Source organism: Pseudomonas sp. VS40 (genome assembly GCF_018587885.1).
Lineage (GTDB): Bacteria > Pseudomonadota > Gammaproteobacteria > Pseudomonadales > Pseudomonadaceae > Aquipseudomonas > Aquipseudomonas pergaminensis.
This window is the reverse complement of the sequence record NZ_JAGYWD010000006.1, coordinates 1-14,196: the sequence shown is the minus strand read 5'-3', so window position 1 is coordinate 14,196 and position 14,196 is coordinate 1. Positions and strand designations below refer to the sequence as shown.

At 60.2% G+C, this 14,196-nt stretch carries 13 protein-coding genes; 10 read left to right on the top strand and 3 right to left on the bottom strand.

Annotated elements, in window-relative coordinates; all coding sequences use genetic code 11:
- Positions 1–94: 94 nt before the first annotated feature.
- From KHP07_RS18395 to asnB, 7 genes are read left to right on the top strand one after another with little or no spacing between them, the layout of a single operon-like run.
- Positions 95–1,411 carry an AMP-binding protein gene (locus tag KHP07_RS18395; protein WP_099492780.1) on the top strand — a complete coding sequence of 439 codons (1,317 nt, stop codon included), beginning with the start codon at positions 95–97 and terminating at the stop codon, positions 1,409–1,411.
- Positions 1,408–3,147, top strand: coding sequence for a prenyltransferase/squalene oxidase repeat-containing protein (locus KHP07_RS18390; protein ID WP_100490328.1), 1,740 nt, complete (start codon positions 1,408–1,410; stop codon positions 3,145–3,147). Before KHP07_RS18395 ends, KHP07_RS18390 begins: the two co-directional genes overlap by 4 nt.
- Before the next feature lie 9 nt (positions 3,148–3,156).
- Positions 3,157–3,552, top strand: a complete 396-nt coding sequence (locus tag KHP07_RS18385) for a hypothetical protein (protein WP_099492778.1) — start codon at positions 3,157–3,159, stop codon at positions 3,550–3,552.
- 4 nt (positions 3,553–3,556) lie between these two features.
- Positions 3,557–3,841, top strand: coding sequence for an acyl carrier protein (locus tag KHP07_RS18380; RefSeq protein ID WP_100490329.1), 285 nt, complete (start codon positions 3,557–3,559; stop codon positions 3,839–3,841).
- Positions 3,842–3,844: 3 nt separating this feature from the next.
- On the top strand, positions 3,845–4,810 hold the full coding sequence (locus KHP07_RS18375) for a class I adenylate-forming enzyme family protein (protein WP_214497711.1): 966 nt from the start codon (positions 3,845–3,847) through the stop codon (positions 4,808–4,810).
- Between the two features lie 5 nt (positions 4,811–4,815).
- On the top strand, positions 4,816–6,198 hold the full coding sequence (locus KHP07_RS18370) for an amidase (RefSeq protein ID WP_100490331.1): 1,383 nt from the start codon (positions 4,816–4,818) through the stop codon (positions 6,196–6,198).
- Positions 6,199–6,210: 12 nt separating this feature from the next.
- Positions 6,211–8,046, top strand: a complete 1,836-nt coding sequence (asnB, locus tag KHP07_RS18365) for an asparagine synthase (glutamine-hydrolyzing) (RefSeq protein WP_078049138.1) — start codon at positions 6,211–6,213, stop codon at positions 8,044–8,046.
- On the opposite strand, the gene KHP07_RS18360 is transcribed toward asnB, so the two are convergent.
- Positions 8,043–8,981, bottom strand: a complete 939-nt coding sequence (locus tag KHP07_RS18360; RefSeq protein ID WP_099492775.1) for a LysR family transcriptional regulator — start codon at positions 8,979–8,981, stop codon at positions 8,043–8,045. The genes asnB and KHP07_RS18360 overlap by 4 nt on opposite strands.
- A 295-nt stretch (positions 8,982–9,276) precedes the next feature.
- On the opposite strand from KHP07_RS18360, the gene KHP07_RS18355 reads away from it, so the two are divergent.
- On the top strand, positions 9,277–10,122 hold the full coding sequence (locus KHP07_RS18355) for an SDR family NAD(P)-dependent oxidoreductase (protein WP_214497710.1): 846 nt from the start codon (positions 9,277–9,279) through the stop codon (positions 10,120–10,122).
- Positions 10,123–10,124: 2 nt separating this feature from the next.
- Complete coding sequence (locus KHP07_RS18350; protein ID WP_099492773.1) at positions 10,125–11,009, top strand: SMP-30/gluconolactonase/LRE family protein; 885 nt, start codon at positions 10,125–10,127, stop codon at positions 11,007–11,009.
- Positions 11,010–11,021: 12 nt separating this feature from the next.
- Here KHP07_RS18350 and KHP07_RS18345 read toward each other — a convergent pair whose 3' ends face one another.
- Both KHP07_RS18345 and KHP07_RS18340 read right to left on the bottom strand, forming a co-directional pair.
- On the bottom strand, positions 11,022–11,429 hold the full coding sequence (locus KHP07_RS18345; RefSeq protein ID WP_214497709.1) for an NIPSNAP family protein: 408 nt from the start codon (positions 11,427–11,429) through the stop codon (positions 11,022–11,024).
- Between the two features lie 180 nt (positions 11,430–11,609).
- Positions 11,610–11,912 carry a hypothetical protein gene (locus KHP07_RS18340; RefSeq protein ID WP_250883641.1) on the bottom strand — a complete coding sequence of 101 codons (303 nt, stop codon included), beginning with the start codon at positions 11,910–11,912 and terminating at the stop codon, positions 11,610–11,612.
- Positions 11,913–12,127: 215 nt separating this feature from the next.
- On the opposite strand from KHP07_RS18340, the gene KHP07_RS18335 reads away from it, so the two are divergent.
- Complete coding sequence (locus tag KHP07_RS18335) at positions 12,128–12,829, top strand: TetR/AcrR family transcriptional regulator (protein WP_078049133.1); 702 nt, start codon at positions 12,128–12,130, stop codon at positions 12,827–12,829.
- Positions 12,830–14,196 lie beyond the last annotated feature (1,367 nt).

Genomic DNA, 14,196 nt, shown 5'->3' with positions numbered 1-14,196 from the left:
TATCTGCAGGCTCTTACAAATAGACCGCGAAAGTATTTTACTTTATCGCTCGGCTCGCCAATTCTCGCTGGGGTTTTTTAACGAGGGCAAGTTAATGTTAGTGCATAACGATCATTACTATGGGGTTTTGCAGGGCGCCGAAAGCGAAATCCTGCGTCATGGGGAGTTGATCCCCGACGCCCCTTTCTATGAACGAAAACTGCGGGCCGTATGGGAACGTGCTCGCAAGAGCGAGTTCTACCACGCCCTGGGTGACTACAGTTTTGCCGGGTTCCAGGCCCTGGCGCTGACACCCAAGGCCAGCCTGAAAGGTTCTCCACGTGCATTCTGCACCGTTGAATACGGCCAGGCCGCCAAGTATTACGCAACCACCGGCACCACCGGCGAGCCGACCCCCAGCCCCAGGCTCAAGGAAGACATCATTTGGAACGCGGTGTCGGTAGCGTTCCACTGGCGCCACGTTATCGAGCCCGGTTCGCGGGTCGCCAATCTGATGCCGTCAGACATCGTTCCAGTGGGCGACTTGATCGCCAATGTGTGCGAATACCTCGATGTCTCCCATGTGCGTGCCTACCCCTTCACCACCGGTATCACCGATTGGGAGCGCCTGTGCAAGATGTTCGAGGTGTACCGTCCGACGGTGATCTTTATCGCGCCGGGGGTCCTCGTCCAGCTCACGCGCTACCTCAAGCAGCGGCAGATGCTGGAGCGTGTCAGTGAGTCGATCAAGGCGATCATGTTGCTGGGCGAGGTCAATACCCGGCCATTCCGGGAAAAACTGGCGCAGTGGTGGGCTTGCGATATTCACGACGCCAGCTACGGCAGCACCGAAACCGGCACCTTGGCGGCGGTGACCCAGGGCAAGGTGCAACGTTTGACCACGGGTACCAACTACTTCGAATTGGTGACCGCCAGCGGTCAGATCGTACCCTTGAGCAAAGGCGCCAGCGGGCGCCTGGTCGTCACCCCGCTGAATCTTTACGCCCGCCCCCTGTTGCGCCTGGACACCGGCGACAGCGTGACCATCACGTCCGAGTGTGCAGTCGGTTTGCCTGGACCGACAATGATGGTCAACGGTCGAGATTCCGACGCTGTCATGGTCTCTGGAGTGGACCTTGAAATCCGCAAGATCGAGGAAATCGTCTACGGCACCAGCAACGCCACCGGCTACATGATCGAGGTGGACCGTACGACCGACAGTGCCAGCCTGATCCTGGAGCGCGACGTGGTCTGGGACAACGCGCTGGAAGCCGGGCTCGCAGACTCGTTGCGCGAGTGCTCCCAGGAACGCATGAACCTGCAGTGGGACAGGATCCTGTTCGTCAACAACCTGGCGGCGGTCAGCAAGAGTGGCGCCTCGCAAAAAAGCTGGAAAAAAACCAACCTGCGCTTTGTCGGTGGCCAGCAATGAATGCCTTCAGTCCGATCCCGCCACGTTTCCCCGAGGGCCGCGCGGTGGTCAGTGGCCAACCGGACCTCTGGTGCACGTATGCGGCCATCCGCAGCCTGGCCTGGATCGATCAGTTGCATTCCGTCGACCAGCCGCAGATTCGTCGCTACATCGAGACGCGATTGAATCGCGATGGTGGCTATGCCTGGAGCAAAGGCATGCCTTCGGATGCCTGGGCAACGTTTTACTGCACGGAAACCCTCAACGATCTCGGCGCATTGGAACAGGTGTCGGAAAAGACCGAACCATGGCTGGACAGCCTGTGGGACGGGCAGGCCTACGCCATGTGCGCGGGGCAGGGCGCGGACGTGTGGGCGACGCACTACGCCGTACGCACCTTGATCAATGTGTGCCACGGTCAAGTGAAAGAGCCGGCCATGCTGCTCGAGTGGCTCAGTGCATTGCAGTGTGAAAATGGCGGGCTGAGTTGGTCGCCCGCGTTTGCCCAGCGTAACAAGGCCGATGTGCGCGCGTGCTTCTATGGCGTGATGGCTTGGAAGGCGCTCAGCCAGCAAGGCGACTGGGTGCCTGCATGGGATATGGATCGACTGGTCCACTGGATGCAGGCCCAGCAGCTGGAAGGGGGCGGGTTTCGTTTCAGTGAAGCGGCGGATACACCGTGCCTGTGGGCCACCTATCGCACCACTGCGACCCTCGCCGCACTGGGAACCGCGCCATTGCACAGTGCCGATTGCGTCGCGTGGATCGAGTCGTTGCGTGGCCCTGAAGGCGGGTTTGTGCGCTGGCAAGGCTATGACTGTGAAGACGTATGGGCGGTGTTTTGTGCGGTCGGTTCGCTCAAGGCCCTGGGCCAGGATGTGAGTGGGCTGGCCTTGGGCGTCAGCCGGTTTGTCCAGCAGCTTTATGTCGACAATGGCGGCTACACCTACCGTGAAAAAAGCGCGGCGGCGGATGTCTTGACCACTGCCGCCACCGTCCTGGATGGCCGCCTCTCCCCGCAGGCCCGTGCCTCGGCGGTGAGGTGGATCGAGGGCTGTCAACTGCCCAACGAAGCCGGCGTCATGTATATGCCCGGCCGTGGCGCAGAAGTACGTTGTACGGCGTGGGCCTTGGCGGCCGGTGCGCTGCGCGACTCGCCGCAGGCGCGGCAGGCCGTGTTGGCGTGGCTGGGGCGGATCCAGAACCCCGATGGCGGCTTCGGCTTCTGGGAGGGGCGAGGCTCGGACATGGTGTCGACGGCTTCCGCGGTTTCAATCATCACCCGGTTGGGCCGCAGTGACGGAATCGACTGCGGGCAATTGGAGCGCTTTGTAAGGCGTTGCGCCGTCACCCAGGAACCGCTGGCCTTCGCCAATTTCCCGGGCGGTGTGCCGACGTTCCGATCCAGTGTCCAGGCGCTCAAATGCCTGCGATACCTGGGCCACCGCGATGATGACGAAATGCTTGCCTTGTTGCGGCGGCACAAGGTCAAGCAGGGTGGTTTCGCCAATACCGGCAATCGCATTCCGGACCTGCTCAGTACCTACGAAGCCATGGCCGCGTCCTGCGATTTCGGCCTCGAGGTAGACCGCGCTCACGTGCTGTATTTCCTGGAAAACGTCGAGACGGACGGCGGTTACGCCTGGTCACCGATGTACCGCGAAGGGCACGACGCGCTGTCCACCTGCCTGGGCAGTCTGGTGGGGCAGTGGTTCAAGGGGCAGTTGCCGGTACTTCCTAACTTGTATTTGTCTTGAGAGGCTCATGTGCCGACGATCAACATTCGCTCCGGGTTTCTGGGAATAAGCGAGAAAAAGAAAATCGCCTTGAAAGTTGCCCGGGAACTCAAGGGCCATGGGCTGGATCCGGGGCACTGCATGGTGATTTTTAGTGCGCTGGATGAAGACAGTGTATTCAGTGCCGGCCTACCCATGGCGATCAACCATGGTGAAACAAAGCGTAGTCGTGTGTTCTTTATTCGCGCCTCGATAGCCGCCAGCCGTGATCAGTTTTTCCGCAAGGATTTTGCCACGCAACTGTTCAACTTCTTTACCACGCAGTTTGCCGATTCATTCTTTTATCTGCAGTACGAGGATGTGTTTCCTGAAAGTGTTTTTTACGCCACGGATGAAACACTGACTAACGCTGCCACCAAGGGTTAATAACATGACTAACGTCAGCACTGTAAAAGACGATATCCGCACCGCCCTGGAAACACTACTGGGGCCTGAAGTTCGCAGCATTGGCGCGGACGAGAGTTTTCGCGACTTTATCGGCGAGCGTTTCGACAGCCTGATGGCGGTTGAAGTGGTGACCACCATCGAGGAGCGGTTTGGTATCGAGGTGGACTATGTCGGCGACGACGTTCGCTACTGGTTCGAGACCTTGGAAAAAATGGAGCAGTTCGTCAAGGAGCGCCTGGAAGACACTGCCACCTTGCAGGCGGTGTAGGCGATGAGCGCGGAGCATGTCTTCCGTACCTCCGGGTCTACCAGCGCGCCGCGCCAGTGGGCCCGCACCCGGCGGCAGATGGAGCAGGAAGCACGGATGATCCTCGGTACGTGGGCCGCGGGTGTCACGGATATCCTGTCGTTCGCCCCTACCGAACACAGCTACGGCATGATTCTGGGGCAGGTCGGTGCCGATGTGACCCGGGCCCGATTGCAATCCTGCTCCCTGGAAGCACTCCTGCTGCCGGACCTGCAGGTCAGGGGGCCGACAGTGATCCTGTGTATCGCCAGCACCTGGACATTGCTCGCATCGCTGCTCAAACGCCTGGTGCCGCAGGTGCCCGTACTGGTACTGCATAGCGCTTCGGCGCTGCCTTCCAAGGCGTACGCGATCGTTGATCGTTATGCCGGCCAGGGCGCGACGTTTATCGAACTGCTCGGCTCGACCGAGACCGGTGCCATTGCACATCGTCCCATTGGCGAGGCAGCCACGGCCTGGACGGTATTCGAGGATGTCTCGCTGCTCAGCCCGGTGGGGGTGGAGTCGCGACTCAACGTGCACAGCCCGCGAATCGCAAGGGCCGCTGAGGGACAAGTGTCGGCACTGACGCACCAGAGCGACGACTGGATCCTGGCGGTTGGGCATGGGCAATTCCAGTGGTTGGGGCGTGCCAGCCAGCTGATAAAAATCAATGGTGTGCGCCAGGACCTGGGTGTCCTGCGCGCTGAACTCAGTGCCGTGACCCAGTGCCAGCACCTGGCGTGCATGCCCCTGCGCGATGAGTTGCGCGGTGAGGCCTACGAAGTGGTTTTCAGCTCGCCCACACTCACGGAGGCGAGCCTTGCCCAGGCCATCGAGCGCCTGGGCGTTCATTTTCCCAAGCCGGTGCAGATTCGACGCGTCGAGCAGTTGCCCTTGTCGGCCAGCGGCAAGCCGCAGGCTTGGGCTATCCAGCAAACAGGGAGTTGAGAGTCATGAGCATCCGTACTGCAGAGCAGAGCATTACTGCCTACCTGTCCGGCCACGCGAGCCAACGTGAACAGGCCACGGCGGTGCCGGAATTTCTCAGGTTACCGTTGCGCCAGCGCTACAGTTTGCTGCTGGAACAGCCGCAACTGCGGCATCAATGGGCCGGGCAGTACAACCACTGGGCAGGCTCGGCGGACAGCCAATACCGTTGCCTGGTCTCGAGTGTGACCGACGACACAGCCACGTTCCGCATGGGGGTCAAAGACACCGTCGACGTGGCGGGCATGCCCACGCGTCTGGGGTTACGCAGTTACCGGCACTATCCCGATGTGTCAGCCAGCGCCTTGTGGGCGGTACATCCCGAGGTGCGCATCCTGTACAAGGTCGCCACCACCGAACTCAATATCGGTTTCGGCTGCGGGGCGCGCAATCCGTTGTATCCGAGCATAGACCCCTCCGGCTCCAGCACCGGTTCGGCGGTTGCCGTGGCCGCACACCTGTGTGACATCGCCCTGGGCACCGATGTGCTCGGCTCCGTGCGTTGGCCTGCAGCCCATTGCGGCATGGTGGGGCTGCGCATGACCCACAAGGCCTCCAATCTGGACGGTGTGTTCCCGTTGTCACCCTCCATGGACGCCCTCGGCTGGGTCACGCGTACCGCCGATGACCTGGACTTCCTGATGCCCAGGCTGGGGCTTGAGCGACACCTGGGCGTGCAAAAGCCGCTGGCCGGCACCTACCGGATTGGCGTGTTGAGCCACATTGACGACGGTGTCACCACGGCACCGATGCTGGCGATGATGGACCAGGCAAAAAGCCTCCTGGCAGACCTGGGTATGCCTCAAGTGCCCATGCAGTTGCCCGAACTGTGGGACTGCCGTGGTTCGGCGTGGCAGTTATGTGCCCGGGACGCGTGGCTGGCTTCCCAGGTATGGCGTGAAATTTTCGATGCGGATTTGCACTGGTCGACCCAGGCCGCGCTGGAGGTAGGTGCCGGGGTGAGCGACGCCGAGTATCAGCAGATAACTGCGCGCATGCAGGCGGTGCGTGCCTCCATTGACAGTTGTTTTGACGCTGCAGGCGTGGACGTGGTGGTGTTTCCCATCGACCCTTGCCGGCCATTCGATGTGCGCCGTCCGCTGCCGGGCGATTCGACCATTCCGTCGCCTGCCGACCCGGATTACTCACGCAAAATCGGCTTTACACCCTTAGCCAGCTTCAGTGGCCTGCCGGCAATCACCTTGCCGATCATGCTCAGTGCTGACGGCAAGGCCCCCCTGGCCCTGCAGATCATGGGGCGCCGCGACAGCGAGCTGCAATTGATCGACTTGGCTAAACGACTTGAAACGCTGCGTGGCCCATTGCCGGCGGCTGCACTCGACCAATAAGGATCCTTTGATATGTGTGGAATTACAGGCTGGGTCGACTTTGCGCGAGACCTCAAAGATCAACGTCCACTGGTGGCCGAAATGACCGCCAGCCTCACGCGACGTGGCCCGGACGCCGAAGGGATCTGGCAGGGGCAGCACGCGCTACTGGGGCACCGGCGGCTGGCAATCATTGACTTGAGCGGCGGCGTGCAGCCGATGACATTCACCACTGCGGGCGGGGCGACGGTGGCGATGGTGTACACCGGCGAGGTCTACAACTATGTCCAACTGCGTGAACGTTTGAGCAAGGCCGGGCACCAGTTCACGACTCGCAGCGATACGGAAGTGGTGTTGCACGCCTATCTGGAGTGGGGTGAGCAATGCGTCGACCACCTCACCGGGATGTTTGCGATGGCTATTTTCGATGAGCGCCAGGGGCGTTTCCTGCTGCTGCGCGACCGTCTGGGCGTCAAGCCGCTGTTTTATGCGGCGCTGGACGCTGGCCTGCTGTTCGCCTCGGAGCCCAAGGCCATTCTCGCCCATCCGCAGTTCCAGCGAGCGCTGGACGTTGTCGGCCTTGTGGACGCGTTGTCCCTGTCCAAGGCTACCGCGCAAACGGCCTTCAAGGGCATTCGCGAACTGCCTCCGGGCCACAGCCTGCAATTGCTGGCGGGGCGCGCACCGAAGGTGCAGCGTTATTGGGCTGTCGAACGTCATGAGCACACCGACACCGACGCACAAACCGTCGAGAAAACCCGCGCCTTGCTGGAAAAGGCCCTGGGCGAACAGCTGTATGCCGATGTGCCGGTCTGTACCTTGCTCTCCGGCGGCCTGGACTCGACCGTCCTCACCGCCATGGCGCAGAAAAAACTGCAAGCCGAACAAGGCGGTGTGGTCAACTCGTTTTCGGTGGACTTTGTCGGCCAGGCCGAACAGTTCCGTGCCGACACTTTTCGCCCTGACCGCGACCAACCCTTTGCGCTGGCGGCGGCCGAAGCGATCGGCAGCCATCACCAGACCATCCTGATCGACAACCAGGAACTGGTGAGCGAGGTGGCGCGGCAGTCGGTATTCAGGGCCAACGACTCCGCCCAGACCTTCGGCGATGTGGACACCTCACTGCACTTGCTGTTCAAGGCCATCCGCGAGCACTCCACCGTGGCCATTTCCGGCGAAGCAGCGGATGAGGTGTTTGGTGGCTACGCTTGGTTCCGCGACCCCCAGGCCCTGGAAGCCCAGCGCTTTCCATGGCTGTCGCGCATGCAGCTGCTGCAGGCCGAGATGATCAACCCGGACTTCAACAAACTGTGTGATTTCGCCGAATACCAACGCAGCAGTTATGGCCAGGCGGTGGACAGCGTCGAACATCTGCCGGGCGACAGCCTTGAGGAGCGCAAGATGCGCGAAGTCTGCCACATGCACCTGCATCGCTGGCTGCCGATCCTGCTGGATCGCAAGGACCGCTTGAGCATGTACGCCAGTCTCGAAGTGCGTGTGCCGTTCACCGACCATGAACTGGTGCAGTACGTCTACAACGTACCCTGGAGCATCAAGGGCAAGGAGGGCGTGGAAAAGTGGTTGCTCAAGCAGGCCTGTGCCGACCTGGTACCTGACGCTGTCATGCAGCGCAAAAAGAGTCCCTACCCGACGTCTGCCAACCTGGCGTATGAACAGTTCCTGCGCGCGCAAACCCGTGCGCTGTTGCAACAAGCCGACAACGCGGTTTTCCAGATCATTGATCGCACGCAATTGCGTCGCGAGCTTGAACAGCCTGTGGGGGCCTTCAACTCCCAGCTCAAGCGCAATAACCTGGAAACCGCTTTGTCCCTTGCCGCATGGCTCAAGGATTATCGGCTGGCACTCTAACCGACCTGTACGGCCAGTGCCCCCTCAACCCCGGGGGCGGCGTTGAAGTCGAGCATGGAAATAAAGCTGTCCATCAACGGCGATTCGTTGTGGGTGTTCCAGCTCATGTACAGGCCGATTGCCGGGTTGGGAGAGGCGGTCACCGGGTAGATCCGGCGAAACAGTACCTTGTCGCGCATGATTGAGTTGGCAATCGACTCGGGTACCAGGGCGACCCCGAAGCCACAGGCTACCAGACCGATCAGGGTATGGATCTGTGCGGCCTCTTGCACAACCTTGGGGTAAAAACCGGCGGCTTCACACAATGCAATAAGCTGACTGTGATAGCCGGTACCCAGGGCTTCGGGGGTGAACACGAAGTCTTCGCCGGCGAAGTCCCTCAAGTCTATCTGGCCGTCCTTTGCCTTAGGGTGATGGGCGGGCAGCGCCATCACGATCTCTTCATCCAGCAACAGGCGGGACTCGACGTTTTCCGCCGAAATTGGCAGCTTGCGCATGAAGGCAATATCCGCCTCTCCCGACAGAATGGCCTTGGCCTGGCTGGAGGAGGGCATCTCCTTGATGACCAACTGGACCTTGGGAAAGGTCTCGCGAAACTGGCGCAGCGTACTGAGCAGCGACTCGTAGTAGGCGATCGACACCGCAGTCACCGTGAGTTTGCCGGCAATCCCCTCGGACACCTGACGTGCGTGTTCGATGCCCTGCTCCAACGCCTTCAGGGTGCTATACGCGGCCTCCAGGAACGCACCGCCGGCCGGGGTCAGTTTGACCCCGCGCTTATTACGGGTAAACAAACTGAACCCCAGTTTGTCTTCCAGGCGATTGATGGCCTGGCTCAGCGGGGGCTGGGCCATGTGCAGGCGGATGGCAGCCTTGTGGAAATGCAGCTCTTCAGCCACGGCAATGAACTGGCGTAGCAGGCGGGTTTCGATCATTTCTTCTGTTCCTTCATTTGAACTGATCAGTGGACTAGGTGCAGCAATGGTACCGTTAATCCAGTGTTCGACTAAGGAATAAACATCGCCCAGTTAAACTTTGGATCCAAAACTTGCAAGACTACCCAGCAGACCTGAATCCCGCAGTGAAGTTCATGGAGGGGCCGTTCATTCCGGGTTTGCGCGCAATAAACATCAACTTGATATGAGCCAAGTATCAACTTGCGCCGCCGTTAGTATTAAACAGCACCGATATACATTGTTAAGGTGAGGTGGCACTCAAGAGGAATAGCCAATGAACTTTACAGGAATGACCGCCGTTGTAACGGGCGCAGGCCGAGGCTTGGGGTTCAGTTACGCGCAAGCCCTGGCTACGCTGGGCGCCAATGTCGTGATCAGTGATATTGGTGCGGACAAGTTGGGCGCGGGGGGCGATGGCTCGATTGCCATGGAAGCGGCTCGCACCCTTGCAGACCAGGGTTTTAACGTGGTCGGACATCACGGTGACCTGTCCACCGAACAGGGTTGCGAGCAGTTGGTGGCGACGGCCATCGAGGCGTTTGGTCAACTCGATATTTTAATTCACAACGCCGGTTGGGTCGGTTATCAACCCATTGATGAGGCTGATGCAACATTCATAGGTCGCGCGGTGGATATCAATATCTACACGCCGATCTGGTTATGCAAACATGCCTGGAAACACCTCCAACACTCTACTGCCGCCCGGGTGATATTGACCTCGTCAGACCGTGCGATGTACCAGCACTATGCGCAACCCGGCCTGGTGGCGTACGCCGCCGGCAAGATGGCGCAACTGGGCATCATGAATGCGTTGAGCATGGAAGGTGCGGAGTCGGGCATTCTGGTCAATGCGGTATCACCCGTGGCCAAGACCCGCATGTGGGGCGTGACGGGCGAACCGGAAAACCTCAAGCCCGAATGGGTGACGCCTGGCGTGGTGTTCCTGGCGTCGCGGCAATGCCAGGATTCCGGTTACGTCCTGCGCGCCAGCAATGGCCAGTTTACGGCGACGCGGTTTGTGGAAAACCCGGGTGTCGACTATCCCGTCGATCTGGCTCGCGTGAAGGCCGCCACTGCCGAACAAGTCGCCCAACGTTGGGACCAGATCAAGGAGTGTTGACTATGCCTGCTCAGGAAGAGCTTCGTCTTTTTTCGCCCTGCCAGGCTGACCTGGGTGAGAGCCCGGTCTGGGATGAAACCCACCAGTGCCTGCTGTTCGTGGACATCAGTGGCGGCCAGATCAATGCCTTGGATCTACAGGGCAACCTGACACGGTTGTATGAGTCGCCTTCGCGTATTGGCGCCTTGGCATTGACCGAAAAGGGCAATCTGATTTTTACCCAGAATGCCGGAGTTGCCATCCTCGACCGCACCCGTCTGCGGGTCATCCAGCACTCAAAGCTGGCCATCACGCTGTCGTCCTACCGCTTCAACGATGGTGCCTGCGATCCCCAGGGCCGTTTCATCACCGGCTTGATGGATGAGGCGCACAGCCGCAATACGGGCAAGTTCTACCGCTACGACGCCGGCCTGAACGCCTCGGTGATCCTGGACAACATCAGCCTGCCCAACGGCCTGGTGTGGTCACGTGATGGGCGCGAGCTGTTCTTCGTCGACTCGGTAGCCCGGACCCTCTACCGTGCCCGCTACCCGGCAAATGGCAGCTACCTGGAACAAGTCTCGGTATTTGCCCAGACCCCGGCTGAACTGGGGCGCCCGGACGGCCTGGCCCTGGATGTCGAGGGCAACCTCTGGGTTTGCCAGTTCAATGGCAGCTGCCTGCTCCAATACGACCCCAATGGCGTCCTGCTCCAGACCTTGCCAATGCCAGTGCCACGCCCCACCAGTTGCTGCTTTGGCGGGGCGGATAGGCGCACCTTGTTTATCACCACTGCCAAGTTCGGCATGTCGGCGGCGGAGCACGCGGACTATCCGGCGGCGGGCAATATCTACAGCATCCGGTTGCCGGTGCCGGGAATACCGCGGCACCGCTTCAAGGAACTGTAGGTTACCTTTGCGTCATGGCCGTGGCAGGCCGGCGGGTATCAGTGAATAGTCGGTCAACGCCATCACCTTTTCCTGAATCTCGCCCACCATCGCGCCGTGTTCCGCGGCGCTTTTTTCCTTGATGGCGGACCACTCCTGATCAGCCATCAGGTTTTTCCAGCCCTGGCGCATCGTATCGGCGTCAGGCCATCTGATCACGTAGAGGAATTCGGTACGCTGGTGGGTCTTGGCTTCCCACAGGGCGATGATATCGAACCCATGGCGGGCCATGATGCGCATGGCGTGATCACGAAATCGCTGATGAAACGCAACCTTGTTGGTCTCGAAAATTTCGTAGATGCGCAGTTGGTAGACGGCGTCTTGCGAAGGGGTTGCCACAGTTGAGTCGAGGGTGTTGGCGTGGGCATTCAATGAGGGCATGAATAGGCCTGCGATTGTCAGGAAATGGAAAGCCAACAGCGTGGTTTTAAATCGTGCCATAGAGGGGCCTGCTCTAAAAAACCAGGGAAGTTCCGCTGACGCGGGCTGCCCCTGGATGTTTGGGGAGCGGGGCGGGTTTGTATAATATTTTTTCTCGCGGTGGGTGAGACGCGTGCAGTCTCAATGGGCGGCGGAGGGGCCGCGCTGGGGAGGGTGATCGGCGCGGGGGGAGGGCCGCGAGTTTCGGTCCAGCATGCCCCGGCGTATGCGCATCAAGTCTTGGTACGCCTCGGTACGCTTTGCATCGGCAATCTGCTTGGCCTCGCTAAAGCGCAACCACGCGGCTGCGTCGGCCAGACTGGTGCCGATGATGTCGTAGGCTGCCTTCTCCAGCCGATCGGCTTCGAAGAACAGTTCGGTGTTGCCGGCCAGTTGTTCGTCCCAGCCAGGTGTGGTCGATGCTTCACACTTTTTCGCTGCCATGTCCGCTACCTCAACCTCGTCCGTGTGGGTGTTTGTGTGTCCTGAAGTATTGAGCGGAACAGGGTCAGATTCGTTCAATTTAGTGCGTTAAACCTCCAGGTTGCGCAAAAGGCGGTGCGCCAGGGCGAGTCGAAATGTACGTCGCTGTACACTCCCTGTGCACCATGCAGCTGGGCGTGTAGAGTGGCCTGCAATTCCCAGGCAAGGTGACCCGGATGATCGCAAAACCCCGAGGCAAGACCCAGGACACGGGCTGGCGAGGCTCGGTCGACGTGTGGCTGGACGCCGCGTACACAGCGCTGAAAGAGTCCGGCATCGACGCCGTGCGCGTCATGCCGCTGGCCAAGCAACTGGGCTTGTCGCGTACCAGTTTCTATTGGTTCTATGAAGACCGCGAGCAACTGCTCGCCGCGTTGCTGACCCGTTGGCGCGACAAGAACACCGGCAACCTGGTGCGCCAGTGCGAGCGTTATGCCGAAAGTATTTGCGAGGCGATCCTCAACGTCTTCGAATGCTGGCTGAACCCGGAACTGTTCGACTCGCAGTTCGAATTTGCCGTGCGCAGTTGGGCAATGCAGTCGGGGGAGGTCAGCGCCGAAATCGCCCTGGCCGACGACACTCGCATCAACGCCTTGGCCGGCATGTTCCGGCGCTTTGGCTACGATGACGAAGCCGCCGATGTGCGCGCGCGAACCATCTACCTCACACAGATCGGCTACATCTCGATGAAAACCACCGAAGACGTGGTGGTGCGGTTCCGGCGAATTCCCCAGTACGTCAGCGTATTCACCGGCAAGGCCTTGAAGCGGCGCGAACTGGACCGCTTCTATGGGGCGTTTGGCTACGCCGAAACCTCGCCGGGGGTGTTTGTGCCGTTGACTGACACCTTTGACGAACCGACAGCTGGCGCCGAGTAAAAGAGCACGGACGCAGTGTCAGCCGCGACATGGATCTAAGTGTGGGGGGGGTCGGCACTGCTGGCATTTTTATCGCCTGACCCACCGCCTTCGCAGCCTCGCTAAAGCTCGACAGCTCCCACAGGGGATCGGTGGTGTGGGTGGGATTTGTGCCACGACGAAGATCAAGTGTGGGAGCTGTCGAGCCCCTGCGAGGCTGCGAAGGCGGCGGCACTGCTGGCATTTTTATCGCCTGACCCACCGCTTTCGCAGCCTCGCTAAAGCTCGACAGCTCCCACAAGGGATCGGTTGTGTGGGTGGGATTTGTGCCACGACGAAGCTCTAGTGTGGGAGCTGTCGAGCCCTGGCGAGGCTGCGAAGGCGGCGGCACTGCTGGCATTTTTATCGCCTGACCCACCGCTTTCGCAGCCTCGCTAGAGCTCGACAGCTCCCACAGGGGATCGATTGTATTGGCGCAATCTTGGCGGCGACGGAGATCTAATGTGGGAGCTGTCGAGCCCCAGCGAGGCTGCGAAGGCGGCGGCACTGCGGGCATTTTTATCGACTGACCCACCGCTTTCGCAGCCTCACTAAAGCTCGACAGCTCCCACAGGGGATCGGTTGTGTGGGTGGGATTTGTGCCACGACGAAGCTCTAGTGTGGGAGCTGTCGAGCCCTGGCGAGGCTGCGAAGGCGGCGGCACTGCTGGCATTTTTATCGACTGATCCACCGCTTTCGCAGCCTCGCTAAAGCTCGACAACTCCCACAGGGGATCGGTTGTGTGGGTGGGATTTGTGCCACGACGAAGCTCTAGTGTGGGAGCTGTCGAGCCCCAGAGAGGCTGCGAAGGCGGCGGCACTGCTGGCATTTTTATCGACTGACCCACCGCTTTCGCAGCCTCGCTAAAGCTCGACAGCTCCCACAGAGTATCGGTTGTGTGGGCGCAATCTTGGCGGCGACGGAGATCAGGTGTGGGAGCTGTCGAGCCCTGGCGAGGCTGCGAAGGCGGCGGCACTGCTGGCATTTTTATCGACTGATCCACCGCTTTCGCAGCCTCGCTAGAGCTCGACAGCTCCCACAGGGGATCGATTGTATTGGCGCAATCTTGGCGGCGACGGAGATCTAATGTGGGAGCTGTCGAGCCCCAGCGAGGCTGCGAAGGCGGCGGCACTGCGGGCATTTTTATCGACTGACCCACCGCTTTCGCAGCCTCGCTAAAGCTCGACAACTCCCACAGGGGATCGGTTGTGTGGGTGGGATTTGAATCGCCTCGGGTTTCGTAGACACCTCTTTGCCTTAAACTGAGGCCAATTAGGAGGTGCCATGAGCAACCCACGTTATCCCGAAGAATTCAAAATCCAAGCGGTCAATCAAGTGGCCGAAAAGAA